23 protein-coding genes are annotated in these 23,397 nt (G+C 63.5%); 12 read left to right on the top strand and 11 right to left on the bottom strand.

Annotated features, from left to right (window positions below):
- The first annotated feature begins 226 nt into the window (after positions 1–226).
- The 9 genes from ACX93L_RS00145 to ACX93L_RS00105 all read left to right on the top strand — a co-directional run bounded on the left by ACX93L_RS00145 (position 227) and on the right by ACX93L_RS00105 (position 10,192).
- Entirely contained in the window at positions 227–1,180 is a 954-nt protein-coding gene (locus ACX93L_RS00145; RefSeq protein ID WP_459402968.1) for a sugar-binding transcriptional regulator, read from the top strand.
- Positions 1,181–1,339: 159 nt separating this feature from the next.
- Positions 1,340–2,650 carry an ABC transporter substrate-binding protein gene (locus tag ACX93L_RS00140; RefSeq protein WP_459402967.1) on the top strand — a complete coding sequence of 437 codons (1,311 nt, stop codon included), beginning with the start codon at positions 1,340–1,342 and terminating at the stop codon, positions 2,648–2,650.
- 215 nt (positions 2,651–2,865) lie between these two features.
- On the top strand, positions 2,866–3,738 hold the full coding sequence (locus ACX93L_RS00135; RefSeq protein WP_169594951.1) for a carbohydrate ABC transporter permease: 873 nt from the start codon (positions 2,866–2,868) through the stop codon (positions 3,736–3,738).
- 2 nt (positions 3,739–3,740) lie between these two features.
- Positions 3,741–4,571 carry a carbohydrate ABC transporter permease gene (locus ACX93L_RS00130; protein WP_459402966.1) on the top strand — a complete coding sequence of 277 codons (831 nt, stop codon included), beginning with the start codon at positions 3,741–3,743 and terminating at the stop codon, positions 4,569–4,571.
- 11 nt (positions 4,572–4,582) lie between these two features.
- Positions 4,583–5,581: an ABC transporter ATP-binding protein gene (locus ACX93L_RS00125; RefSeq protein WP_459402965.1), complete on the top strand. Its 999-nt coding sequence runs from the start codon at positions 4,583–4,585 to the stop codon at positions 5,579–5,581.
- A complete protein-coding gene (locus ACX93L_RS00120) occupies positions 5,578–6,354 on the top strand; it encodes an L-iditol 2-dehydrogenase (protein WP_459402964.1) in 777 nt (258 codons plus the stop codon). The genes ACX93L_RS00125 and ACX93L_RS00120 overlap by 4 nt, the downstream gene beginning before the upstream one ends.
- A 48-nt stretch (positions 6,355–6,402) precedes the next feature.
- Positions 6,403–7,887 carry a mannitol dehydrogenase family protein gene (locus ACX93L_RS00115; RefSeq protein ID WP_459402963.1) on the top strand — a complete coding sequence of 495 codons (1,485 nt, stop codon included), beginning with the start codon at positions 6,403–6,405 and terminating at the stop codon, positions 7,885–7,887.
- A gap of 6 nt (positions 7,888–7,893) precedes the next feature.
- A complete protein-coding gene (locus ACX93L_RS00110) occupies positions 7,894–8,601 on the top strand; it encodes an HAD family hydrolase (protein ID WP_459402962.1) in 708 nt (235 codons plus the stop codon).
- Entirely contained in the window at positions 8,594–10,192 is a 1,599-nt protein-coding gene (locus ACX93L_RS00105; protein WP_459402961.1) for an FGGY-family carbohydrate kinase, read from the top strand. The genes ACX93L_RS00110 and ACX93L_RS00105 overlap by 8 nt, the downstream gene beginning before the upstream one ends.
- 33 nt (positions 10,193–10,225) lie before the next feature.
- Here ACX93L_RS00105 and ACX93L_RS00100 read toward each other — a convergent pair whose 3' ends face one another.
- The 8 genes from ACX93L_RS00100 to ACX93L_RS00065 all read right to left on the bottom strand — a co-directional run bounded on the left by ACX93L_RS00100 (position 10,226) and on the right by ACX93L_RS00065 (position 18,847).
- The gene (locus tag ACX93L_RS00100) at positions 10,226–11,419 is read right to left on the bottom strand and encodes a thiolase family protein (RefSeq protein ID WP_459402960.1); all 1,194 of its coding nucleotides are present in this window, start codon (positions 11,417–11,419) and stop codon (positions 10,226–10,228) included.
- A 157-nt stretch (positions 11,420–11,576) separates the two neighbouring features.
- A complete protein-coding gene (locus ACX93L_RS00095; RefSeq protein ID WP_459402959.1) occupies positions 11,577–12,608 on the bottom strand; it encodes an alcohol dehydrogenase catalytic domain-containing protein in 1,032 nt (343 codons plus the stop codon).
- Between the two features lie 12 nt (positions 12,609–12,620).
- Positions 12,621–14,054, bottom strand: a complete 1,434-nt coding sequence (locus ACX93L_RS00090; protein ID WP_459402958.1) for an aldehyde dehydrogenase family protein — start codon at positions 14,052–14,054, stop codon at positions 12,621–12,623.
- 12 nt (positions 14,055–14,066) lie between these two features.
- Positions 14,067–14,804: an MBL fold metallo-hydrolase gene (locus tag ACX93L_RS00085; RefSeq protein WP_459402957.1), complete on the bottom strand. Its 738-nt coding sequence runs from the start codon at positions 14,802–14,804 to the stop codon at positions 14,067–14,069.
- Positions 14,801–15,901 (bottom strand): ABC transporter ATP-binding protein, encoded by a 1,101-nt coding sequence (locus tag ACX93L_RS00080; protein ID WP_459402956.1) that lies wholly within the window; start codon positions 15,899–15,901, stop codon positions 14,801–14,803. Before ACX93L_RS00080 ends, ACX93L_RS00085 begins: the two co-directional genes overlap by 4 nt.
- Entirely contained in the window at positions 15,898–16,686 is a 789-nt protein-coding gene (locus tag ACX93L_RS00075; protein ID WP_459402955.1) for an ABC transporter permease, read from the bottom strand. Before ACX93L_RS00075 ends, ACX93L_RS00080 begins: the two co-directional genes overlap by 4 nt.
- 2 nt (positions 16,687–16,688) lie before the next feature.
- Positions 16,689–17,552, bottom strand: a complete 864-nt coding sequence (locus ACX93L_RS00070; protein ID WP_459402954.1) for an ABC transporter permease — start codon at positions 17,550–17,552, stop codon at positions 16,689–16,691.
- 221 nt (positions 17,553–17,773) lie between these two features.
- Positions 17,774–18,847 (bottom strand): ABC transporter substrate-binding protein, encoded by a 1,074-nt coding sequence (locus ACX93L_RS00065; RefSeq protein ID WP_459402953.1) that lies wholly within the window; start codon positions 18,845–18,847, stop codon positions 17,774–17,776.
- A gap of 142 nt (positions 18,848–18,989) precedes the next feature.
- Between ACX93L_RS00065 and ACX93L_RS00060 the strand changes: the two genes are divergently transcribed.
- On the top strand, positions 18,990–19,616 hold the full coding sequence (locus ACX93L_RS00060) for a TetR/AcrR family transcriptional regulator (RefSeq protein WP_459402952.1): 627 nt from the start codon (positions 18,990–18,992) through the stop codon (positions 19,614–19,616).
- A 23-nt stretch (positions 19,617–19,639) separates the two neighbouring features.
- Complete coding sequence (locus ACX93L_RS00055) at positions 19,640–20,032, top strand: nuclear transport factor 2 family protein (RefSeq protein WP_459402951.1); 393 nt, start codon at positions 19,640–19,642, stop codon at positions 20,030–20,032.
- A 50-nt stretch (positions 20,033–20,082) separates the two neighbouring features.
- Here the strand turns inward: ACX93L_RS00055 and ACX93L_RS00050 are convergent, their stop codons facing one another.
- Positions 20,083–21,285, bottom strand: coding sequence for an ABC transporter substrate-binding protein (locus tag ACX93L_RS00050; RefSeq protein WP_459402950.1), 1,203 nt, complete (start codon positions 21,283–21,285; stop codon positions 20,083–20,085).
- A gap of 448 nt (positions 21,286–21,733) precedes the next feature.
- The gene (locus ACX93L_RS00045; RefSeq protein ID WP_459402949.1) at positions 21,734–21,955 is read right to left on the bottom strand and encodes a hypothetical protein; all 222 of its coding nucleotides are present in this window, start codon (positions 21,953–21,955) and stop codon (positions 21,734–21,736) included.
- Here ACX93L_RS00045 and ACX93L_RS00040 point away from each other — a divergent pair.
- Positions 21,942–22,595: a transglutaminase-like cysteine peptidase gene (locus ACX93L_RS00040; protein WP_459402948.1), complete on the top strand. Its 654-nt coding sequence runs from the start codon at positions 21,942–21,944 to the stop codon at positions 22,593–22,595. The two genes, ACX93L_RS00045 and ACX93L_RS00040, sit on opposite strands and share 14 nt — an antisense overlap.
- A gap of 130 nt (positions 22,596–22,725) precedes the next feature.
- Here ACX93L_RS00040 and ACX93L_RS00035 read toward each other — a convergent pair whose 3' ends face one another.
- Positions 22,726–23,397, bottom strand: a complete 672-nt coding sequence (locus ACX93L_RS00035) for a ribbon-helix-helix domain-containing protein (RefSeq protein ID WP_459402947.1) — start codon at positions 23,395–23,397, stop codon at positions 22,726–22,728.

The following is a 23,397-nucleotide window of genomic DNA, read 5'->3' as shown; positions in this document are numbered from 1 at the left end:
GCCGGAGGACACGTTCCCCCTGGCGCCGGACACCTATGCGAAAATCTCGATCTCCGGCCTATCGCGCGGCCGCAGAGCGGGCAAGCCCCGAAAGATGATAGGAGACGCGAAAGGGCGGCCCAAAGGGGATCCGGGGCGCCCCGGGCAAGCCTCCGGTTCTCATGGCGGATTTGACAGTCGTAAGGAAAGTTGGCAGCACTGACAGGAAAGGACGGGTGGAATCTTCATGGCGAAACGAGGCGAAGCACAAACGCGGCTGGACGATGCGGCAAGGGCCGGCTGGCTCTACTACGTCGCCGGCCGGACGCAGGACGAGATTGCCGTCGCCATGGGCATCTCGCGCCAGAGCGCCCAGCGTCTCGTATCGCTGGCGGTTGCCGAAAAGCTCGTCAAGGTGCGGCTCGATCATCCGATCGCCGCCTGCCTCGAGCTTGCCGAGGCGGTTAAGGAGAAGTACGGCCTCAAGCAGGTCGACATCGTTCCGAGCGATCCGGGATCGGATTCCGCGACCGTCGGCGTTGCCGAGGCGGGAGCGGCAGAACTCGAACGCTGGCTCAAGCAGCCGGATCCGCTGGTCATCGCCATGGGCACCGGGCGGACCCTGCGCGCCATGGTCGATCAACTCTCGCCGATGGAATGCCCGCAACACAAGATCGTGTCGCTCACCGGCAATATCAGCCCCGACGGCTCGGCCGCCTACTTCAACGTCATCTTCTCGATGGCCGATGCGGTCAAGGCACCGCATTTCCCGATGCCCCTGCCCGTCATCGTCTCGTCCCGAGACGAGCGCGACCTGCTGCACCGCCAGCCGCTGGTCGCCCCGACAATCGAACTCGGTCGGCGCTCCGACGTCACCTTCGTCGGCATCGGCGAGATGGGAGCGAAGGCACCGCTCCTGCTCGACGGCTTCCTGCGCCAGGAAGAAATGGACAATCTCATGGCCGCGGGCGCGGCCGGCGAGATCTGCGGCTGGGTTTTCGGCGCCGATGGCAAGCTGCTCGACCATCCGGTCAACGAGCGTGTGGCAAGTATCGCCATCCCTTCCCGCGACACCTCCGTGGTCATCGGCCTCGCCCGCGGCCGCCGCAAGCTCGACGCCATCAGGGCCGCCGTCACCGGCGGCTACATCAATGGCCTCATCACCGATGAGGATGCGGCACGGCACCTCCTCAGGCGCTGACACGGCTCCACAGCTTTAAATTTTTCTTCGCTAAAACAAGGAAGTGGTGTCCGCCTTCGGCGGCGCAGCATGGATTCGGCATTGACATTTTTTCGCCTCGAAGTGAGTAATTGCCCATGAGCAAAGCAAATGCTCAATTTTTTCTTCTGGGAGGAAGATATGAACCTCAAGACATTGCTGCTGGGCGCCTGCTCGGCCCTCGCACTCGCCGGCATGGCTTCGGCCGAAACCCTCACGATCGCGACCGTCAACAACGGCGACATGATCCGGATGCAGAAGCTGACGGATGACTTCAAGGCGAAGAATCCCGGCATCGATCTCGAGTGGGTGACGCTCGAAGAGAACGTCCTGCGCCAGAAGGTGACGACCGATATCGCCACCAAGGGCGGCCAGTTCGACATCCTGACCATCGGCACCTATGAAGTTCCGATCTGGGCCAAGCAGGGCTGGCTTCTGCCGCTCGACAACCTCGGCGCCGACTACGACGTCGACGATCTGCTACCCGCCATCCGTTCCGGCCTGACGGCCGACGGCAAGCTCTATGCAGCGCCGTTCTACGGCGAGAGCTCGATGGTCATGTACCGCAAGGACCTGATGGAGAAGGCCGGGCTCACCATGCCCGACGCGCCGACCTGGGACTTCATTGCGGACGCAGCCCGCAAGATGACCGACAAGGCCAATGAAGTGTACGGCATCTGCCTGCGCGGCAAGGCCGGCTGGGGCGAAAACATGGCCTTCCTGACGGCCACCTCGAACTCGTTCGGCGCCCGCTGGTTCGACGAGAACTGGAAGCCGCAGTTCGATCAGCCGGAGTGGAAGAAGACACTCGACTTCTACGTCAGCCTGATGAACGAAGCCGGCCCTCCCGGCGCCTCCTCGAACGGCTTCAACGAAAACCTGGCGCTCTTCCAGACCGGCAAGTGCGGCATGTGGATCGACGCGACCGTCGCGGCTTCCTTCGTCACCAATCCGAAAGAATCCCAGGTCGCCGACAAGGTCGGCTTCGCGCTGGCTCCGGACAACGGCCTCGGCAAGCGCGGCAACTGGCTGTGGGCCTGGAACCTGGCGATCCCCGCCGGCACCCAGAAGGCTGAAGCCGCCGAAAAGTTCGTATCCTGGGCAACCAGCAAGGACTACCTGAAGCTTGTTGCCAAGAAGGAAGGCTGGGCCAACGTTCCTCCGGGCACCCGCACCTCGCTTTATGAAAACCCGGAATACCAGAAGGCAGCCCCCTTCGCGAAGATGACGCTGGACTCGATCAACGCGGCCGATCCGAAGGCTCCGTCCGTCAAGCCCGTGCCTTATGTCGGCGTGCAGTTCGTGGCGATCCCGGAATTCCAGGGTCTCGGCACCGCGGTCGGCCAGCAGTTCTCCGCAGCGCTCGCAGGTCAGGTCACCGTCGACCAGGCACTCACCAGCGCCCAGCAGCTGACCGAGCGCGAAATGACCAAGGCCGGCTACATCAAGTAAGCTCTCCCGAGCCAATGGATGGAGGGGCTCGACCCTCCATCCCCACTGAAGCGGGGGAGGACGACATGGCGACATGTCCTTCGAACCCGCTTCATTCTTTTTCTCACCATGGCGGCTGCCCGAGTGGCACCGCATGGCAAGGGCCGCGCTCCGCCCCCGCGCGATCGCGGCCCACCAATTCTCCAACCTGACACGTTCGAGAGAGGCGCGAAACCATGGCGACCACGCACACCCATTCCTCGGCGCGCCTGATGATGGCGCCCTCCGTTCTGCTCCTGCTGGCATGGATGATCATTCCGCTCTCCATGACCATCTATTTCTCGTTCCTGCGCTACAACCTGCTGATGCCGGGAATGGAAGAATTCGCCGGGGTGATGAACTACACCTTCTTCCTCAGCGACCCCGCCTTCTTCGCAGCCCTCACCAACACCCTGCTGCTCGTCGGCGGCGTGCTACTGATCACGGTGGTCGGCGGCATTGCCTTCGCGCTGCTGCTCGACCAGCCAATGTTCGGCCAGGGGATCGTGCGCATCCTGGTGATCGCCCCCTTCTTCATCATGCCGACGGTTTCGGCGCTGGTGTGGAAGAACATGCTGATGAACCCGGTCAACGGGCTTTTCGCCTGGATCGCCAAGCTGTTCGGCCTGCAGCCGATCGACTGGCTGGCCAACTACCCACTGCTGTCGATCATCCTGATCGTCGCCTGGCAGTGGCTGCCCTTCGCGACACTGATCCTCCTGACCGCGCTGCAGTCGCTCGATGAAGAGCAGAAGGAAGCCGCCGAGATGGACGGCGCCGGCGCGATCTCGAAGCTGCTCTACATCATCCTGCCGCACATGGCCCGCGCCATCACGGTGGTCATCCTGATCGAGACGATCTTCCTCTTGTCGGTCTTCGCCGAGATCCTCGTCACGACCAATGGCGGCCCCGGCTACCAGAGCACCAATATCACCTACCTGGTCTACGCCCAGGCCTTGTTGCAGTTCGACATCGGCGGCGCATCGGCCGGCGGCATCGTCGCCGTCGTGCTCGCCAACATCGTCGCCTTCTTCCTCATCCGCCTGATCGGCAAGAACCTGGAGAGCTGACCATGGCCCGCAGAGTCACAACCCAGCGCAAACTCGTCATGACGGCCGTCGCCTGGACGCTCGGGATCCTGATCTTCTTCCCGATCCTCTGGACGTTCCTCACGAGCTTCAAGACCGAGGCGGAAGCGATCGCCTCACCGCCCTCCTTCCTGTTTTTCGAATGGACGACGGAGAACTATGCGGAAGTTGAAAGCCGTTCTGACTATTTCAGCCACTTCATGAACTCGGTGGTCATCTCGTTCGGATCGACCCTTCTCGGCCTGCTCATCGCGATCCCGGCCGCCTGGGCCATGGCGTTCTCGCCGACCAAGCGCACCAAGGACGTCCTGATGTGGATGCTCTCCACCAAGATGATGCCACCGGTCGGCGCCCTGATCCCGATCTACCTGGTGTTCCGCGATTTCGGGCTGCTGGATACACGATTTGGACTGGTGGTCGTACTCACCCTTATCAACCTGCCGATCATCGTCTGGATGCTCTACACCTACTTCAAGGAGATCCCCGGCGAGATCCTCGAGGCGGCCCGCATGGACGGCGCCTCGCTGATGAAGGAGATCGTCTACGTCCTGACGCCAATGGCCGTTCCCGGCATTGCCTCGACACTTCTCCTCAACGTCATCCTGTCGTGGAACGAAGCCTTCTGGACCCTCAACCTGACGGCCTCCAAGGCGGCGCCGCTGACCGCCTTCATCGCCTCCTACTCCAGTCCGGAAGGGCTCTTTTACGCCAAGCTCTCGGCTGCCTCGACCATGGCGATCGCACCGATCGTGATCCTCGGCTGGTTCAGCCAGAAACAACTCGTCCGCGGCCTGACCTTCGGCGCTGTCAAATAAGGAATAACAAGATGGGTAGCATCACTCTTCAGAATGTATCCAAGTCCTTTGGCGAGGCAGCCGTCATCCCGTCGATCGACCTTCAGATCAACGACGGCGAGTTCGCTGTCTTCGTCGGCCCGTCCGGCTGCGGTAAGTCGACCCTGCTACGCCTGATCGCCGGCCTCGAGGACGTCTCCGGTGGCCGCATCCTGATCGACGGCGTCGACGCAACCGCCAAGCCGCCATCGCAGCGCGGCCTTGCCATGGTCTTCCAGTCCTATGCGCTCTATCCGCATATGAGTGTACGCTCGAACATCGGCTTCCCCCTCAAGATGGCGGGTGTCGACAAGGCCGAGATCGACCGCAAGGTTGGCGATGCCGCACGCATCCTCAACCTCACCGACTATCTCGAACGCAAGCCGCGCCAGCTTTCGGGTGGCCAGCGCCAGCGCGTCGCCATCGGCCGCGCCATCGTGCGCTCGCCGGAATGCTTCCTGTTCGACGAACCGCTGTCGAACCTCGATGCGGCGCTGCGCGTCAACATGCGGCTCGAGATTTCGCAGCTTCACCAGCAACTCGGCGCCACCTCGATCTACGTCACGCACGACCAGGTCGAGGCCATGACCATGGCCGACAAGATCGTCGTGCTGAACAAGGGGCGCATCGAGCAGGTCGGCTCACCGCTCGAACTCTACCACAAGCCCGCCAACATCTTCGTCGCCGGCTTCATCGGTTCGCCGAAGATGAACCTGATCTCCGGCGCGACGGCGGCCCCCCATAACGCCCACACCATCGGCATTCGTCCCGAGCATGTGCGGCTGTCGACCGATGCCGGCACGTGGAAAGGCAGCGTCGCCGTCGCCGAACATCTGGGCTCCGACACCTTCCTCCATGTCGACGTCGAAGGCATCGGCCATGTGACCGCCCGTGCCGGCGGCGAGTTCCCGGTCCGCCACGGCGACACCGTCTTCATCACGCCGGATGCCGATCGCATCCATCGCTTCAACGACAAGGGGCTAGCGATATGAGCGGCAGGCTGGAAGGCAAGTCGGCGCTGATCACCGGTTCGGCCCGCGGCATAGGCCGGGCCTTTGCCGAGGCCTATGCCCGCGAGGGCGCGACGGTGGCTATCGCGGACATCAACTTCGAGCGTGCGACCGAGACGGCGGCGGAGATCGGCGCAAAGGCCTATCCTGTGCGTCTCGACGTGACAGACCAGGCCTCGATCGACGCCGCGATCCGGACGGTCGAGGAGAAAACCGGCGGGATCGACATCCTGATCAACAATGCCGCGCTCTTCGACCTTGCCCCGATCGTCGAGATCACGCGCGAAAGTTACGACCGGCTCTTCTCGATCAATGTCGCAGGCTCTCTCTTCATGCTGCAGGCGGCGGCGAAATCGATGATCACCCGTGGCAAGGGCGGCAAGATCATCAACATGGCGAGCCAGGCCGGCCGACGCGGCGAGGCCTTGGTCGCAGTCTACTGCGCGACGAAAGCGGCGATCATCTCGCTGACCCAGTCGGCAGGCCTCGACCTCATCAAGCATCGCATCAATGTCAACGCCATCGCGCCGGGCGTCGTCGACGGCGAGCATTGGGACGGCGTCGACGCGCTTTTCGCGCAACACGAGAACCGGCAGCCTGGCGAGAAGAAGAAGCTCGTCGGTGAAGCCGTACCCTTCGGGCGCATGGGGCGCGCCGAAGACCTGACCGGCATGGCGATTTTCCTCGCCAGCCCGGAGGCCGACTACATCGTCGCCCAAACCTACAATGTCGATGGCGGCAACTGGATGAGCTGACCGCTCGTCACTGCCTCCGCCCTGCGTCTCGTTTTCGAGGACTATGAAATGACCTGCAAGCTCTCGTTGGCAAACCTTGCCGAAATCGCCAGGACCGCAGCCGTCCCGGCCTATCGCCGCGACCAGCTGAAGGCCGGCATCCTGCATTTCGGCGTCGGCAACTTCCATCGCGCCCACCAGGCGATCTACCTCCACGAGCTCTTCAACCAGGGCAAGGACCTCGACTGGGCGATCCTCGGCGCCGGCGTCATGCCGGGCGACCGGCTGATGAAGGAGAAGCTCGAGGCCCAGGACTGCCTGACGACCGTGGTCGAACAGGACAACAACCGTAGCGCCGCGACCGTGACCGGGCCGATGACAGACATCCTCGCCGCGCCCGACTTCGACGCCATCGTAGCCGCCCTCGCGGACCCGGCGATCCGTATCGTTTCGATGACGATAACCGAAGGCGGCTATTTCATCGACCCGGCGACCGGCAAGTTCGACCCCACCCATCCGGCCATGGTCGCCGACTCCCGTGACCCGGCCCATCCGAAAAGCGTGTTCGGCCTCATCATCGCCGGTCTCAAGGCCCGCCGTGCGGCCGGGATACCGCCTTTCACGGTCATGTGCTGCGACAATATTCCCGGCAACGGCGAAGTGACCGAGGCGACGGTAACCGGGCTCGCCAAGCTTTCCGATCCCGACTTCGCCCATTGGATTCACGAGAATGTCGCCTTCCCGAACGCGATGGTCGACCGCATTACGCCTGCGACGGGCGATCGAGAAATTGCAATCGCCCGCGACACCTACGGCATCGAGGATTCCTGGCCGGTCTTCTGCGAAGAGTTCAAGCAATGGGTGCTGGAGGACAAGTTCCCGCTCGGCCGCCCGGCACTCGAGGATGTCGGTGTGACCTTCGTCCCGGACGTGGCTCCCTATGAGCTGATGAAGCTGCGCATCCTGAATGGCGGCCACGCGGCAATCGCCTATCCGGCGGCGCTGATGGACATCCACTTCGTCCATGAGGCCATGGAGAACCCGCTGATCCGCGCCTTCCTCGCCAAGCTGACATACGAGGAGATCATCCCCATCGTTCCGCCCGTGCCGAACACCAGTCTCGAGGATTATGCCAGACTGATCGAAAGCCGTTTCTCCAATCCGAAGATCGGCGACACCATTCCGCGTCTGGCCCAGGACGGCTCCAACCGTCAGCCGAAATTCATCCTGCCATCGACGGCCGATCGCCTCGCCAAGGGCCTCGACGTCACCGGCCTCGCACTCGTTTCAGCGCTCTGGTGCCGCTACTTCGAAGGAACGTCCGACAGCGGCAAGGCGATCGTCTTCAACGACGCCAGCGCCGAGCGGCTGCAAAAGGCTGCCCTCGCCTCGCGCGCCGATCCGGCCGCCTTTCTCGCCCTTGGCGACATCTTCGGCGCGACCGGATCGGATCCCCGCTTCGTCTCCCGCTTCACCCGCGCCCTCGAAAGCCTGCGCAGCAACGGTACCGCCGCGACGCTGCAGCGCTATGTCGACGGCGGGCTTGCCGGCTGAGTACCGATGGAGCCCGCGACCACACGGCTGGTGATCTTCGACTGTGACGGGGTCCTCGTCGACAGCGAGCCGATCGCGCTCGCCGTGCTCGCCGAGTTTCTCGACGCCGCCGGCATCAGCATCGACGCCGCCGGCGTCGCCCAGCGTTTTCTCGGGCGCAGCCTCGCCTCCGTGCGCGAGCAGGTTCGCGACGAATTCGATCTCGAGATCGACGAGGCCTTCCTCAGCCGGATGCGGGATGTGCTCTACGCCCGATTCCGCAGCGACCTTCGGGCGATCGCGGGCATTCCCGACCTTCTCGCCGGCTTTGCGGCGGCCGGAATTGCCTGGTGCGTCGCATCGTCGAGCCAGAAGGAGCGCGTCGAACTCTGCCTGCGTGCAACCGGCCTGCTCGACCGTTTCGCGCCGCATATCTTCAGCGCCACCATGGTTTCGCGAGGCAAACCCGCACCGGATCTCTTCCTTCATGCGGCGCGCACGATGGGCTACGTGCCGCAAGACTGCCTTGTCATCGAGGACAGCCCGGCCGGCATCGAGGCCGCGCGCGCTGCCGGCATGCGGGTCATCGCCTTTACCGGAGGATCCCATACCGGCTTTGCGGAATATCGCGCCGCTCTGGACCAACTCGCCCCCGACGCACGGTTTGACGCGATGGCGGATTTGCTCCAATTTGTCGTCCCTGTGAGGAGACCGAAAGACAATCCTGATGCATGACTACCTCGTTGCGGTGGACGTCGGTACCGGCAGTGCGCGGGCAGGCCTGTTCGATCTCAAGGGCGCCCAGTTGGCGCGTCACGTTACCCCCATTTCCCTGCATCAACCGCGGGAGCGGCATTTCGAACAGGACAGCGAGGAAATCTGGACAGCAGTCTGCCGTTCAGTGCGTGCCGTCGTCACAGCGGCCGGCCTCTCGCCCTCTGACGTCGGCGCTCTCGGCTTCGACGCAACCTGTTCGCTGGTGGTCCGCGACCGTGCCGGCAACCCGCTGACGGTTTCCTCGACCGGACGACAGAACCTCGACACCATCCTCTGGATGGATCACCGTGCCGTTGACCAGGCCGAGTTCTGCAGCGCGACCGGCGACCCGTTGCTCGATCGCTATGGCGGACGGCTTTCCGCCGAGATGCAAGTGCCGAAGCTTCTCTGGCTGAAGGAAAACCTTCCGGACACCTGGGCGAAGGCCGGCGCAATCTACGATCTCTGCGACTTTCTCACCTGGCGCGCCACCGGATCGAACGCACGCTCGCATTCTCCGCTGGTTTCGAAATGGGGATACGGTCCAACTGCGCGCGGCGAGAGGCCCGACGCCTTTTATGATCGCGTCGGCCTCGACGATCTTGCCGACCGCGCCGACCTTCCGGAAACAACGCTTTCGCCCGACCGACCCGTCTCCCGCCTCTCGCAGGACGCGGCCTTAGCGCTAGGCCTGACCACGGACTGCCTTGTCGCACCAGGGCTCATCGACGCCTATGCGGGAACGATCGCGCTGTTCGGCGCCTCCGTCGGGCTTGGCGATCACGGGCCGACGGCCCATGCCGCGCTCATCGCCGGGACATCGAGCTGCGTCGTCCAGTTGACGGAAGAACCCGTCCAGGGATCAGGATGCTGGGGCGCCTTTCGCGACGTCGCGGTACCGGGCCTCTGGCTGACAGAGGCCGGACAGTCCGCGTCCGGCGCCCTGCTCGACCATATGCTTCGTATCCATCCGGCGGGTGGAGAGCCCGGCCAGGCCCGACACACCGAAATCCTCGACCACATCCGCAACAACATCGCCGAACACGGTCTGGGTTACGGACTGCCGATCCAGGTCCTGCCGGATTTTCACGGCACCCGCTCGCCAACCACTGATCCCGACCTGACCGGCGGGATCGTCGGGCTTACCCTCGATCGCAGCTTCGAAGGTCTTTGCCGTCTCTACTGGCGCACCTGCGTGGCGCTCGCCTGCAGCATCCGCCACATCATCGGCCACATGCCGACCGGGGCGGACGGTATCCGCGTGCTGTCGCTCGCCGGCGGTTTTTCCCATCATCCGCTGATCCCGCAGCTCTATGCCGACGTCACCGGATGCAGCATCCGCACGCCGACCAACCAGGACCCGGTGCTCTTCGGCACCGCGCTTCACGCCGCCGTCGCGGCCGGTTTCTTCGACGACATGGCCTCGGCCTACAGGGCGATGCCCATCGGCCTTGGCGTGACCCACCCCGACCCGGCATCCGTCAGGCATTACGCCCGGGACTACGAGGCCCTGAAGGCGATGATGCGCCACCGCGCCGAACTCGCCGCGATCGTCGACGCGTCACTCTAGGGTCGGAACACCTGTCCTGATTGAGGTATGACCCTAGACCAGCTCGACCGCGATCGCAGTCGCCTCGCCGCCGCCGATGCAGAGGCTCGCCACCCCGCGTTTCAGCCCGCGCGCTTCGAGTGCCGCAAGCAAGGTCACGACGATCCGCGCGCCGCTCGCCCCGATCGGATGTCCGAGTGCGCAGGCGCCGCCGTTGACGTTGAGCTTTTCGTGCGGGATGCCGAGGTCTCGCATGGCGATCATCACGACCATGGCAAAGGCCTCGTTGACCTCGAAGAGATCGACATCGCCGACCGACCAGCCGAGGCGGTCGAGCAGGCTGCTGATGGCGGGAACTGGCGCCTTGGGAAAATCGGAAGGCTTGCCCGCATGGCCGGCGACCCCGGCGATCCGCGCGATCGGCTTAAGTCCGTGACGTTCCGCATGGGCAAGATCCGCCAGCACCAGCGCCGCCGCGCCGTCGGAGATCGAGCTGGCATTCGCGGCCGTCACCGTACCATTCGGCGAGAACGCGGGGCGAAGCGTGGGGATATTCTCGGCGTTTGACCGGCCCGGTTGTTCGTCGTGGTCAACGACGGTCGGCGAACGGCCCGGAACGGTGACGGACGCGATCTCGCGATCGAAACGACCTTCCGCCTGCGCCGCCTTGGCCCGCCTCAGGCTCTCGACGGCAAAGGCGTCCTGTTCTTCCCGCGAAAACCCGTATTCGGCAGCAATCTCGTCGCCGAAGCTGCCCATCAGGCGGCCCACGTCATAGGCGTCTTCCAGTCCGTCATGGAACATGGAGTCGACGACCGACTTGTGGCCGAGCCTGGCCCCCGCCCGCTGGTCGGGCAGCAGATAGGGCGCCCGGCTCATGCTCTCCATGCCGCCGGCCACCACGACATTGGCAAGGCCGGAGCCGATTGCCGAGTGACCGAGGATCATCGCCTCCATCCCCGAGCCACAGACCTTGCCGATGGTGGTGGAGGGAACGGTATCCAGCAGTCCGCCTGCGAGCGCCGCCTGCCGTGCCGGCGCCTGACCGAGGCCGGCGGTCAGGACGCATCCCATCAGCACGCGATCGACATACTCGCCGGAGACCCCGGCGCGTGCAAGAGCGGCCGTGATCGCGACGGCGCCGAGCTGCGGCGCAGCGACGTCCTTCAACGCGCCCAGCATGGCGCCCATCGGCGTCCGCGCATATCCCAGAATGACGGTTTGAGCCCTCGGATCGTCCAATGCCACCGCAATCTCCTCCCTGCAGATGTCCGGATGGGGACAGACGTTGCAGATCTGCGCGCACACGTCACCCCCGAAATTGACCGGGGTCGACGCAACGACACATCAGGTGGAAGTAAGCGCCCGGGGATGTCCCCGGGCCTGCTGCGAAGAGCCGACGAAGCTAGAGCGAGAAGTCGATGCAGACACGGCCGGCGACCTTGCCGGCCTGCAACTGGTCGAGAGCCACGTTGACACCGGCCAGCGGGATCGTCTCGATGTCGATGTCCAGCTTCGTCCGCGCCGCGAATGCGAGGAAATCGCGCAGGTCCTGCCGCGAACCGACCGACGAACCGAAGACGCGGTGACCGCCGTCGATCAGCCACATCATCGAAAGCGGCACCGGATCGTGGACGAGCGCGATGGCGATGATGTCGCTCATCGGGTTGACCGCCTGTTCGATGGTCTTCCACACGGCTGGCGTCGGCGCGAAATTGACCGCGATATCAGCACCGCCGAGTTCCTTGACCTTCGTCCCGGCATCTGGACCGGCCTCGACCAGATGATCGGCGCCGCGCGCACGCGCTTCGTCGAGCTTGGCCGGATCGCGGTCGACGGCGACCACCGTCGCGCCATGCGCCTTGGCGATCATGATCGCATATTGCCCGAGCCCGCCGCAGCCGATGACCATCACGGTCTTGCCGGGCCGAAGCTGCGTCTTGCGCAGCGCGCTCCACGCGGTCAGGCCGGCGCAGAGCAGCGGCGCGCCCTGTACCGGATCGATTGCATCGGGGATGGTGCAGGCAAAGCGGGATTCGAGGATCGCATATTCCGCGAAAGCGCCATGATAGTGAATGCCGCGGGCATGCTGATGCGTGCAGAAGGTTTCCGCCCCGGTTAGGCACGGGCTGCAATCGAGACAGGTATCATAGAGCCACGGCAGGCCGACGCGGTCGCCGAGCGAAAGCGTCGTCTCCGTACCCTCGCCGACCGCCACGATCCGGCCGATGCCCTCATGGCCGAAAACGAGCGGATACATCTCGTCCGGCAGGCCCTCGTCGCCGTTGCGCAGGTGCAGGTCGGAATGGCACACACCACAGCTTTCGAGCTTCACCAGGAACTGGCCGCGACCCGGCTGGGGAACCGGCAGATCGCGGATGACGAGCGGAGCGCCGGGAGCTTCGGCCACCGCGGCCTTCATGGTCTTGGGGATCATCTTACAACACTCTCAATCTGCACGCGGCCGGTGGACGGTCTTCACTTCGAGGAAATCCTCGAGCCCGAAGATTCCACCCTCGCGGCCAATGCCGGACTGCTTGTAACCGCCGAACGGGCTGCCGTAGCGGTGCGGCGCACCGTTGATATGCACCATGCCGGCCCGCAGACGGCCGGCGACGCGCTCGGCCCGATCAAGGTCGCCGCTCTGGATGTAGGCGGCGAGGCCGTAGTTCGTGTCGTTGGCGATCTCGATCGCCTCCTCCTCGGTGTCGAAGGGGATGATGACGAGCACCGGCCCGAAGACCTCTTCTCGGGCGATCCGCATCTGGTTGTTGACCCCGGCAAAGATCGTCGGCTTGACGTAGTAGCCGGTCTCGAAACCTTCCGGCTTGCCGGGACCGCCGACAAGAAGCTCGGCGCCTTCGGCGATACCGGCCTCGATCAGCGCCTGCACGCGACCATACTGAATGTCGCTGACGAGCGGCCCGATATGCTCGCCCGCTTCTTGCGGGTTGCCGACCTTGGCCTCCCCGCCCACGCGGCGGGCGATCTCCAAGGCCTGCCCGTACACCGAACGCTGTACCAGAAGCCGCGTCGGCGCATCGCAGGACTGGCCGGAATTGTTGAAGCATTCGAGCACGCTTCCGGTGACGCGTTCCTCGAGATCGGCATCCTCGAAGACGATGTTGGGCGACTTGCCGCCGAGTTCGAGCGTGACGCGCTTGACGGTGTCGGCCGCATCCTTGCTGACGGCGGTGCCGGCCCGGGTCGAGCCGGTGAACGACATCATGTCGACGTCCTTGTGCTTCGACAGGGCGGCACCGACATTCGGGCCGTCGCCATTGACCAGATTGAAGGTGCCGGCCGGGAAACCGGCCTCATGCACCATCTCGGCATAAAGAAGGGCGTTGAGCGGGGTGAACTCCGAGGGCTTGAGCACGCAGGTCGAGCCCGTCGCGAGCGCCGGAATGACCTTGAGGGCGATCTGGTTGATCGGCCAATTCCACGGAGTGATGAGGCCGCAGACGCCGATCGGCTCGCGGAGCACGATGTCACCGTTCGGCAACTCCTCACGCATCTTGATGCGCTTCAGGGCCTCGATGAACCCCTTGAGATGCCCGACGCCGACATGCGCCTGCTGTTCGGTGCTCATGGTGATCGGTGCGCCAAGTTCGAGCGTGATGGTGCGCGCCATCTCGTCATAGCGGCGCTTGTAGATGGCGAGCAGCTTTTCGAGCAGCGCGATGCGCTCGTCGAGACTGGTGCGGCTGTAGGTCCTGAACGCGTTCTTGGCGGCAGCGACGGCGCGGTCGATATCGGCGGCAGTCCCCATCGAAATGACGGCAATCACCTGTTCGGTCGCCGGGTTGATGACCTCGAGGTCGCTTGGCGCGATCGGATCGACCCATTCGCCGTTGATGTAGAACTTGCGCTTGTCGAGCATGCTTCACTCCCCTCAGATTGTCTTGTGTTTGGCGTCGAGCCAGCCGGAAATCAGCTCCCGGTAACGCTCGCCGCTGAAGCTTGGAAAATGGCCGCCATGCACCAGCCGCACCGGAAGCGTCAGCAGGCGCTCCATCGAGGCGAGATAGTCGGCGGCGTTGGAATGATAGGTGTCCTCGATCAGCGGCCCGTCATAGAGGATGTCGCCGGAGAAGAGGATTTCGGTCGCTTTTTCATAGAGCGCGATGCCGCCCGGAGAATGCCCCGGCGTATGGATCACCTCGAAGTGCCGATCGCCGAGATCGATGACGTCGCCGTCTTCGAGAATGCGGGTCGCCGGCGCCCGCTTCACCGCATAACATTTCGAGCAATAGGGCTCGGGAGGCAGCGCGTCGAAGATCTCGTCGGTCACGTAAGGATCGGCCAGCGTATTCTCGCGGGTAGGGTTGGCGAGGAGGTCCGCCTCGGCCGAATGCACGGCACGGCATTCGAACTCGTGATGGCAGCCGATATGGTCGAAATGGGTGTGGCTCGCCACCGCGATCAACTCGCGCTCGGTAACGAGCGGCACCCATTCGCGAAGCGACACCACGCCCATGCCGCTGTCGACCAGCATGTCGCGGTCGCGGCCGCGCACATGCCAGATGTTGCAGCGGTAGAATTCCTGGATATGCGGTTCGCAGATATAGGTCACGTCGTCGTCGAGACGGCGAACGCTGTACCAGTCTTCGGGGCGCATGCGCGGTTTCATGATCTTGTCTCCTGGCCTTCGACCAGGGCTACGATGGTATCCGCCTTGACCGCAAGTTCCAGTTCGTCGCCCGGCCGCGGATGGGCGGTCTGCGGCAGATGGGCAGTGATGACCACGTCGGCGCCACCCTCGGGCTGAAGGTGGCATCGGTGGTGCGCGCCGAAGAAGGCGCTGTCGGTGATCCGCGCGCGGCCGAGCGCGACCGTCGCACCGTCCTCCCCCGCAGACCGGAAATGCTCGGGGCGAATGCACAGCGTCACCTTGTTGTCCGCCGAGGGCATGCCGCCGGTAAAGGCTGCGACGGGAATAACCGCGCGGCCTAGCGCCGTCTCAATCCGCGCTTCGCCGGCGGTAATTCCGGTCACGCGGCCGGGCAGGAAGTTCGCCTCGCCCATGAAGCCCGCGGCAAACAGCGAGCGCGGCCGCATGTAGATATCGGACGGTGCGCCGACATCCTCGATGCGCCCGTGATTCATCACCACGATCCGGTCGGCGATCGCCATCGCCTCTTCCTGGTCGTGGGTGACGTGGATGAAGGTGGTGCCGACGCGCTTCTGGATCGCCTTCAGCTCGTCCTGCATCTGTCGGCGCAGCTTGAGGTCCAGCGCGCCGAGGGGCTCGTCGAGCAGCAGCACATCGGGATCGACGGCCAGCGCGCGCGCCAGGGCTACACGCTGGCGCTGGCCGCCGGAAAGCTCATGCGGCTTCTTCGAGGCGGAGGCCTTGAGCCCGACGAGATCGAGGAAGGAGAGCGCCTTCTCGTCCCGCTCGGCCTTCGCCACGCCTCGCATGCGCAGGCCGAAACCGACATTGTCAGAGAGCTTCATGTGCGGGAAGAGCGCATAGTCCTGGAACATGGTGGTGGTCGGCCGCTTGGCTGGCGCGACATGCGTCATGTCCTTGCCACCGATCGCGATCGTTCCCGAGGTCGGCTCGAGAAAGCCGCCGAGGATCGACAGCAGCGTCGTCTTGCCGCAGCCGGAAGGCCCAAGCAGCACGATGAACTCGCCGGCGGCGATGTCGAGCGAGACATTGTCCAGCGCGCGGAATGCGCCGAAGACTTTCGTGGCGTTTCTGATCGAGACGTCGGCGGTCATGAGGATTTCCCGGATTTTCTGAAGACGGCGAGTTCCATGACGATGAGGAACGCGACCGAGATGAGGAAAACGACGCTGCCGATCGCATTGGTCTTCGGATCGAGGCCGGAGCGCAGCATGCTCCAGATCTCGACCGGCAGCGTTACGTCGAAGCGCGACAAGAGGAAGGCGACGATGAACTCGTCCCAGCTGAAGGTCACCGACAGGAAGAAGGCCGCGAGGATCGACGGCATCAGCATCGGCGCCGTGACGAGCACCATGACCTGCCAGTCCTTCGCACCGAGGTCGCGCGCCGCCCGCTCGATATTCACCTGATGCCCACCCATCGAGGCGTAGATGATGGCAAAGCAGAGCGGAAGATTGATGACCACATGGCCGATCCCTACCGTCCACAGCGACAGCGTGATGTTGAGGCGGCTGAACACGGACAGCAGGCCGAGCCCGATGATCAGGGTACTGACCGTCATCGGCGCGACGATCAGCGCGCGCTGAAGGCCGGAACCCGGAAGCGTGTAGCGGGCAAACGCATAGGCCGCGAGGAAGCCGATGACGCAGGCAACCGCCGACGAGACAATGGCGACGATCAGCGAGTTTCCAAGCGCCGACATCAGCTTGGCGTCGGCGAAGATCTCGCCGTACCAGCGCAGCGTCAGCCCATGCAGCGGCGGCACCGGCAGTGTGCCGTCCTGGAAGGAGAAGAGCACGAGGACCGCGACCGGCAGGAAGATGAAGAGGTAGAGCGCGCTCGCATAAAGGGCAGAAAGCGCGGTGTTGATGTGCCGCATGGTCAAGTCCTCTCCATCTTCAGCCAGCGCGCTGAGGCCAGATAGGCGATCGTCACCACCACCATCAGCACCAGCGAGAGGGCGGCGGCCATCGGGAAATCTGCGCGGCGGCCAAGCTGCAGCATAATGACCTGCGGCAGGACGAGCTCGTTGTTGCCGCCGAGAATCTGCGGCGTGATGTAGTCGCCGATGCACAGGACGAAGGTCAGGAAGGCGCCGACCATGATGCCGGGCAGCGTCAGCGGCAGGATGACGTGCCAGAAGGTCTGGAAGCCGTTTGCCCCGAGATCGGCCGCCGCGCGACGGTAGTTGGGCGAGAGCTGCACGAGATTGGCATAGATTGTCAGCGTCAGCAGCATGACGAAGAAATGCACGAAGCCGATCACCGTGCCGACGCGGTTTGCCGAAAGCTCGAGCGGTTCGGCAATGAGACCGGTCCACATCAGCGCCTGATTGACAACGCCGCCGCCGGAAAGAACGAGCAGCCAGGAGTAGGAACGCACCACATAGGAGGTCCAGAACGGCAGGATCGCCATGATCAGCGCGAAACGCTGCCAGCGCCGCGGCACGCGCTCAGCAATGATCCAGGCGAGCGGATAGGCGAGCAGGATCGAGATGACGGTGACGATGGCCGTCACCTCCAGCGAGTTGAACAGGGCTTTCAGGAGATGCGGCTTGCCGAAGAATGCGACGTAGTTGTCGAGCGTCCAGCTCGCCACGATCTCGCGCCCCTCGCGCTTCCAGAAGCTGATCGCGGCCATGTAGAGAAAGGGAACGAGGAAGAAGGCGATGGTAAAGGCCAGCGCCGGCAGCGCAAATCCCCAGGCCTTGCGGCGTTCCGCCCGTTCAAGCGGGGTGGTCGTCATGGGCATGACACTCCGTTCACGCTGAAAGCTGGTGTTTCAAGACAACGGCCGCCGTAAGTGTGGCCGGGTACAGCAGACGATCGCATAGGCTGGTCGACCCCTCCCCCGACCTCGCAGGCCCGGACCTTCGTGGCATCCGCTACAGGGTAGGAGCACCAAGGGGCTTGCCTGCCAGTCCGTGGATCCTCGGGCTCGACCCGAGGATCCACGCCCACGGCCGCTTACTGCTGCAGCATTTCCGTCCAGACATCCTGCATTGCGGCATCGAGATCCGCATCGACGACCGGATAGAGCTGGGTGTTCTTCAGGTATTCCGGCTGCTTGTCCCAGCGAAGTGCCGTCTTCTGCTGGTCGGTGAGCTTCTCGCCTGCCTTGGCATTGGCCGGCATGCCCCAATAACAGGAGGACGTCGCGAGCTTCGACTGGCCTTCGGGGCTCAGGATATACTGCACGAACTTGACCGCGAGGTCCTGCTTGGTCGAATCCTTGAACACGCCGATCGACTGCGCCCAGCGCAGCGCGCCCTGCTTCGGCACGGTCCAGTCGAGGTTCGGCTTCTCCGTGGTGAGGCCCGCCGTCACCCATTCGCCGCCGCCGAGGATGATGTCGACTTCGCCGCTGACCAGCGCGGTCTGCGAGGCGACCACGTCGCTCACCTGACGGGCGACCTTCTTCATCTCGAACAGCTTCTCCTTGATCGCCGGCAGGTCTTCGGCGGTAAGATCGGCGGTCTTCTTGCCGATGCCGAGGCCCGTGAGGCCGATCATCGGCAGGTAATAATCGTAGAGCGCGATGCGGCCTTTGTACTTGTCGGACCAGAAGATCGACAGGTCTTCCAGATCCTTCGGATCGACCTTGGTCTTGTCATAGGAAATCGTATTGTAGCCGAACTTCTCGGTAACGGCGTAGATCTTGCCGTCCTTGGTGTTGTTCGCTTCCATACGGACTTCGGGGAAGATGTCGGCGGTCGGCAGCTTGTCGGCCGGGATCTCGGCGAGCAGGTCCATCTCGACCGCGCGCGGAACATCGACACCGTCGATCACGAAGACATCCCAGTCGCCGGGACGCGACTGTTCGACTATCGAGAGGCCGGCGCCTGTGCCCTCGTATTCCTTGAGGTTGACCTTAACATTGTTGGCCTTCTCGAAGGGTTCGATCAGTGCCGGATCGGTATGGTCGCACCAGACGAGTGCGTTGAGTTCTTCCTGCGCGGAAGCATTGGTGGAGAAGGCGCAAACGGCAACGGTTGCGAGAAGCATGCGGCGGCCGTATCCGCCCAGAACGGTCTTTTCCATATTTGTTTCCCTCTTGCCGAAGACCCCCGTCGAGCCCTCGCGTTGATCAAAATGGCGCTCGTATCGGCGCCTTGAGAAAAAGATTGAATGAATTCATTTTTTAAGTCAATCTCAATTTTGAGGAGATTCAACGGAGCTTGCCATGACCGGATTGCGCGCCCGACAGAAGGCCGACAGGAACCGCCGGATCCTGGAAGCCGCGACCACCCTATTCCGCGAACAGGGCTATGACGCCGCCCGCATCGAAGACATCGCCGAGATGGCTGAAGTCTCGGTCGGGACGCTCTACAACTACTATCAGAACAAGGGCGACGTGCTCGTCGCCACCGTTTCCATGGAAGTGACCGAAGTGCTGGAAGCGGGCGAGAGCATCGTCGCCAATCCGCCTCTTAACGTCGAGGAAGCATTACGCGCACTGATCGAGCAGTACTATGATCACTCGCTGGTCTATCTCAGCAAGGAGATGTGGCGCACCGCGATGGCGTCGTCGATCCAGCAGCCGGAAACGCCACTGTCGAAGCGCTATACGGAACTCGACCAGCGCCTTTGCGCCCAGGTCGTCCAGCTCGTCGAAACCTTGCAGCGCCGCGGCGTGGTGATCGCCGGCGTCGATGCACGCGCCATCGGCGAGGTCTTCTTCAACAACCTCAACATGATGTTCATCGAGTTCTGCAAGGTCGACGCCATGCCGCTCGAGGAGCTGAAGGCCCGCGTAGCAGAGCAGCATCGCCCGTTGGCGGCGCTGATCAGCAGCGTGAAAGCCGTCTGAACACACCTGGAAACGAGATACAAATGACCGATGCCAGAACCGCCGTCCTCGCGGCCGCCGATGCCCTCGTCGCCGCCTTCGGACGCCACGACACCAAAGCCTATTTCGACGCCTTCTCGCCGGAAGCGACCTTCATCTTCTACAACCTCGATCGCACGCTCGCGAACCGTGGGGAATACGAGGCGGAATGGGCACTCTGGGAAACGCGTGACGGCTTTGCAGTCCGCGCCTGCCGCTCGACCGGCCGCAATGTCCAGATCTTCGGCAATGTCGCGATCTTCACCCATGCGGTCGAAACCGATCTGTCGATTGGCGGCGAGGCAATGACCAACCGCGAGCGCGAGACGATCGTCTTCGCGCGCCAGGCCAACGATCGCTGGCTCGCCGTGCACGAGCACCTGTCAGCAGCAGCCTGAACCCCGGGGACGGAAACCCGGCCCGGGACAGGACGCGCCTTCAATCCGGCTCAAAAAGCCTTGGCGGCATCCGCCAGCGGATTGAGCTTGCCATTGCCGATGCTGTAGGGCGTCAGCTTGCGCTCGACATTGCCGGCCGGGGTCAACCGGAAGAGGCCCGTCACGCCGGTAAACCCGGCCTTCCGGGTCAGGAGTTCCGGCGTGAGCCCCGTCGCACCCTTGCTGCGCACGATGCCGGCCGCCAGCGCGACGATGTCGTAGCCATAGGCGGCGGAAAGCGACAGCGGACGACCGAAGCGGCGATTGTAACGCTCCGCGATCAGCGCACGATTCCCCCGGTCTACTGAAACGATCAGCACGCCGGCGGCAGCCGGGCTCGTATAGGTCGCCTCGGGCCAGCCGCTCGCACCGACGAAGGCCATCGGCCTGCCCCCGGCGGACGCCTTGATGGCGGACAGCAGCGGAAGGACCGCAACCGTGTTGCCGAGGATCAGCGACGTGTCGGAAGATTGCACCAGCCCTTGCGCCTTGGCGACGGTGTCGCTGACACCGCTGCCGGAGCCGTTGTAGCGCACCACACCCGTCACCGTTCCACCGACGCTACGCACGGCGGACGACACCGCCGTATCGAAGCTGGTCGGATAGTCCTGCTGGACGAAAACCGCAAACTTCTTCTGACCGCTGACGGCGGCGATCTTGATACCCTCGACGACGCTGTCGAGTTCCTCGGTGACGAAGTTGTAGGCCTTGCCACCGGATACCGGCGCCTTGCGGCCCACGTTGACAAGCATCGGACGCTGGTCCGCCGGGATGGCGCCCATCGCGGTCGTCACATCCTGCGGCGCATAACTGACCAGCAGGATCGAGCCGCGGGCCTTGGCCGCCTGGATCTCCTTCGTCGCAGCCGCGGATCCACCGGAAATGTCCGACACCTTCACCCGAACCAGATCGCCGCCGAGCTCCGCTACACCGAGGGCAGCACCGTCGCGCACGTCGCGCGCCTCGCCCTCGTAATAACCTTGTCCGCCCTTCGGCAGCAGCAGGGTGATTTCGGCACCCTTTTCGCCAAAGCTTTCCTCGATGGCGGTCGACGGCGGCGCCTTCACGTCGTTCTTGCTGACGCCTTCGCTAAGCCCATCGACACCCGACTGGCATGCAGCGAGCAGCACGGCGATACCCACCAGCGAAAGACCACGGGTGACCTGCGCGGCAGCATTGTCCGCCCGCTTCGAAATTCCGTTTATCAACTGCATGCGATCGCCCCCAATTCTCTGCAACGCATTGGCCATGGCAAAGCCACGCCTCCCTCCGCTAGTAGCCCGACCCACCGCCGACCACCTGCACAATTCCTTCCGCACGGCGCCGCGACCAAACAGGAAGACCGCCGCCCGACCGTAATGTGACCGCCACGCGCCACGGCATCCTCGATTGTTAGAGGATTAAAAATTTCTTTCAACATCTTTTCCAAATTTAGGAATTACATTTATTCATGATTATCTACGTATAAATACGCTATATTTATGGCAATCGCGTACCGTTCATCCAATCAATGGAGAACGTGAGCGCCATGAGAAAAACAATAAAAAAGGCAGTTCTTGGATTAGCCTCTGCGACAGCGGTATTTTTCGGAACAACCGCTGCAAATGCATCAAGCTTCGAAAGTTACATTGGATTTGAACTAAATAATACTAATAACGCGCCCTACATCATCCTGTCCAATATCGTGACACCGTCGTTCCGCTCGGTGGCCGCGGTCCTCACCGCACTGTTGCCGGCGGGGCCGGTTCCTGTGGCGACGGGGCCTGATGCCAGCATCCAGACCGGCTCGATCTCGGACAGGCCGATCATGGCCGTTCCAGCGACGCGGCCTGTGGAGACCGCAGCCATCGCACCGGCACGGAAGCCTTCCGTGAAAGCATCCACGACCTCCGGCGCCGTCTTCGACACCGTTGCCTTCCCGATGAAGCGCCTTGGCGCCCTGAAGAAGTTCGCCCCCTCGCTCGACGAGATGGCCGGTGGCGAAGCCTTCGATTGCAAGGCCAGCGCCTGCAATGCCGCCGCGAATGCGATCAAGGCGTCCTTCTCCCGAACGGCCCAGTCGTCCATCCGTGATCGGCTGAACGCGATCAACGCCACCGTGAACCGGTCGATCCAGTACCGCCGCGACAAGGATCTCTACAGGACCGCCGATCGCTGGGCCAAGCCGAGCGAGACGATCGCCCGCCAGGCTGGCGACTGCGAAGACTTCGCCATCCTGAAGATGGCAGCACTTCACGCCGCAGGCACCAGCCTGGACGATATGGCACTCGTCATCCTCTACGACCAGCGCCGCGAGTTCTACCACGCAGTCCTCTCGGTCTCCGTCGGCGACACCTACTACATCCTCGACAACATGCGGGACGAAGTCCTGGCCGACGCCAAGCTTCCCGACTATCTGCCCCTCTACTCGATCGTCGATGGTCGTGGCTTCTTCCACGGCCAGCGTGTCGCAAGCCGCAAGCTGGTTGCAGGGGCAGCCACACCGATCGACAAGATCGCGCCGGGCGAAGGTCCCCTTCTCTGAGGCATGCGTGAACTGGCCGGAATTGTCCCTCCGGCCAGTCACCACAGTGTCCGGGCGGATAGCGGTTCGCATGTCATGCGGGCCGTTTTTCGTTACCTGAGTCATTCACGTGAACTGATTGCGGCGCAGATCAGAAGCCTGAGACGTAGCCGATCAGCATAGACTTCTCGTGGCTCGGCGCCGGCGCGATGTTGATCTTGCCGCGCATGGACTGCAGGTTCAGGCTGACCGTGAAGCTGGTCTTGATGATGGTGCCCTGGTTTCGCTCGAAAGTGTCCAGCGCCTCGTCGACATGGGTATCGATCAGGAATTTCAGGCCGCGCGCCAGCTGCTGCACTTCACCGAGCGAGAAGCGGTTGCGCAGCATCGACAGGAACGGATCGTTGAACAGCAGGATCTTGCGCTCGCGCGTCATCACGATGGTCGGAGCTGGCGATGCCTGGACGATCGCATTGAGGTTGTTGAGCGAGGTCTTCTCCTCCAGCTGCGTCAGCCGACGCAGCGCCCACTTGAAGCTGATGACGCGCAGAAGCGAGGCGAGGTTCGCCGATTCCGGAACCTGCGTCGCCGCGCGCTGCACGATGTCCGCGGTCGTCATCCCGGACTCGGTCGAGATGCGGCGAAGCCCTTCCCAATAGATGCGTTCAAGGCGGATGCCACGCCGTTCACCCGCCCGCGCGGCAACAGCACGGAAATGCGGTTCGATGTCAGAAGCATCGATTGTCGGCAGACGATCATTGAGCTCAATGGCCTGCGAGACCGGCGGCATCTCAAGTGTCGGGACAACTTCGTCCGTGGCCAT

Source organism: Rhizobium sp. CAU 1783 (assembly GCF_054551725.1).
This window is presented reverse-complemented; position numbering and strand designations above follow the sequence as displayed.

Coding starts and splice junctions, on each gene's coding strand:
- ACX93L_RS00145 (WP_459402968.1), top strand. CDS start 227: ATGGCGAAACGAGGCGAAGCACAAACGCGGCTGGACGATGCGGCAAGG.
- ACX93L_RS00140 (WP_459402967.1), top strand. CDS start 1,340: ATGAACCTCAAGACATTGCTGCTGGGCGCCTGCTCGGCCCTCGCACTC.
- ACX93L_RS00135 (WP_169594951.1), top strand. CDS start 2,866: ATGGCGACCACGCACACCCATTCCTCGGCGCGCCTGATGATGGCGCCC.
- ACX93L_RS00130 (WP_459402966.1), top strand. CDS start 3,741: ATGGCCCGCAGAGTCACAACCCAGCGCAAACTCGTCATGACGGCCGTC.
- ACX93L_RS00125 (WP_459402965.1), top strand. CDS start 4,583: ATGGGTAGCATCACTCTTCAGAATGTATCCAAGTCCTTTGGCGAGGCA.
- ACX93L_RS00120 (WP_459402964.1), top strand. CDS start 5,578: ATGAGCGGCAGGCTGGAAGGCAAGTCGGCGCTGATCACCGGTTCGGCC.
- ACX93L_RS00115 (WP_459402963.1), top strand. CDS start 6,403: ATGACCTGCAAGCTCTCGTTGGCAAACCTTGCCGAAATCGCCAGGACC.
- ACX93L_RS00110 (WP_459402962.1), top strand. CDS start 7,894: ATGGAGCCCGCGACCACACGGCTGGTGATCTTCGACTGTGACGGGGTC.
- ACX93L_RS00105 (WP_459402961.1), top strand. CDS start 8,594: ATGCATGACTACCTCGTTGCGGTGGACGTCGGTACCGGCAGTGCGCGG.
- ACX93L_RS00095 (WP_459402959.1), bottom strand. CDS start 12,608: ATGATCCCCAAGACCATGAAGGCCGCGGTGGCCGAAGCTCCCGGCGCT.
- ACX93L_RS00090 (WP_459402958.1), bottom strand. CDS start 14,054: ATGCTCGACAAGCGCAAGTTCTACATCAACGGCGAATGGGTCGATCCG.
- ACX93L_RS00085 (WP_459402957.1), bottom strand. CDS start 14,804: ATGAAACCGCGCATGCGCCCCGAAGACTGGTACAGCGTTCGCCGTCTC.
- ACX93L_RS00080 (WP_459402956.1), bottom strand. CDS start 15,901: ATGACCGCCGACGTCTCGATCAGAAACGCCACGAAAGTCTTCGGCGCA.
- ACX93L_RS00075 (WP_459402955.1), bottom strand. CDS start 16,686: ATGCGGCACATCAACACCGCGCTTTCTGCCCTTTATGCGAGCGCGCTC.
- ACX93L_RS00070 (WP_459402954.1), bottom strand. CDS start 17,552: ATGACGACCACCCCGCTTGAACGGGCGGAACGCCGCAAGGCCTGGGGA.
- ACX93L_RS00065 (WP_459402953.1), bottom strand. CDS start 18,847: ATGGAAAAGACCGTTCTGGGCGGATACGGCCGCCGCATGCTTCTCGCA.
- ACX93L_RS00060 (WP_459402952.1), top strand. CDS start 18,990: ATGACCGGATTGCGCGCCCGACAGAAGGCCGACAGGAACCGCCGGATC.
- ACX93L_RS00055 (WP_459402951.1), top strand. CDS start 19,640: ATGACCGATGCCAGAACCGCCGTCCTCGCGGCCGCCGATGCCCTCGTC.
- ACX93L_RS00050 (WP_459402950.1), bottom strand. CDS start 21,285: ATGCAGTTGATAAACGGAATTTCGAAGCGGGCGGACAATGCTGCCGCG.
- ACX93L_RS00035 (WP_459402947.1), bottom strand. CDS start 23,397: ATGGCCACGGACGAAGTTGTCCCGACACTTGAGATGCCGCCGGTCTCG.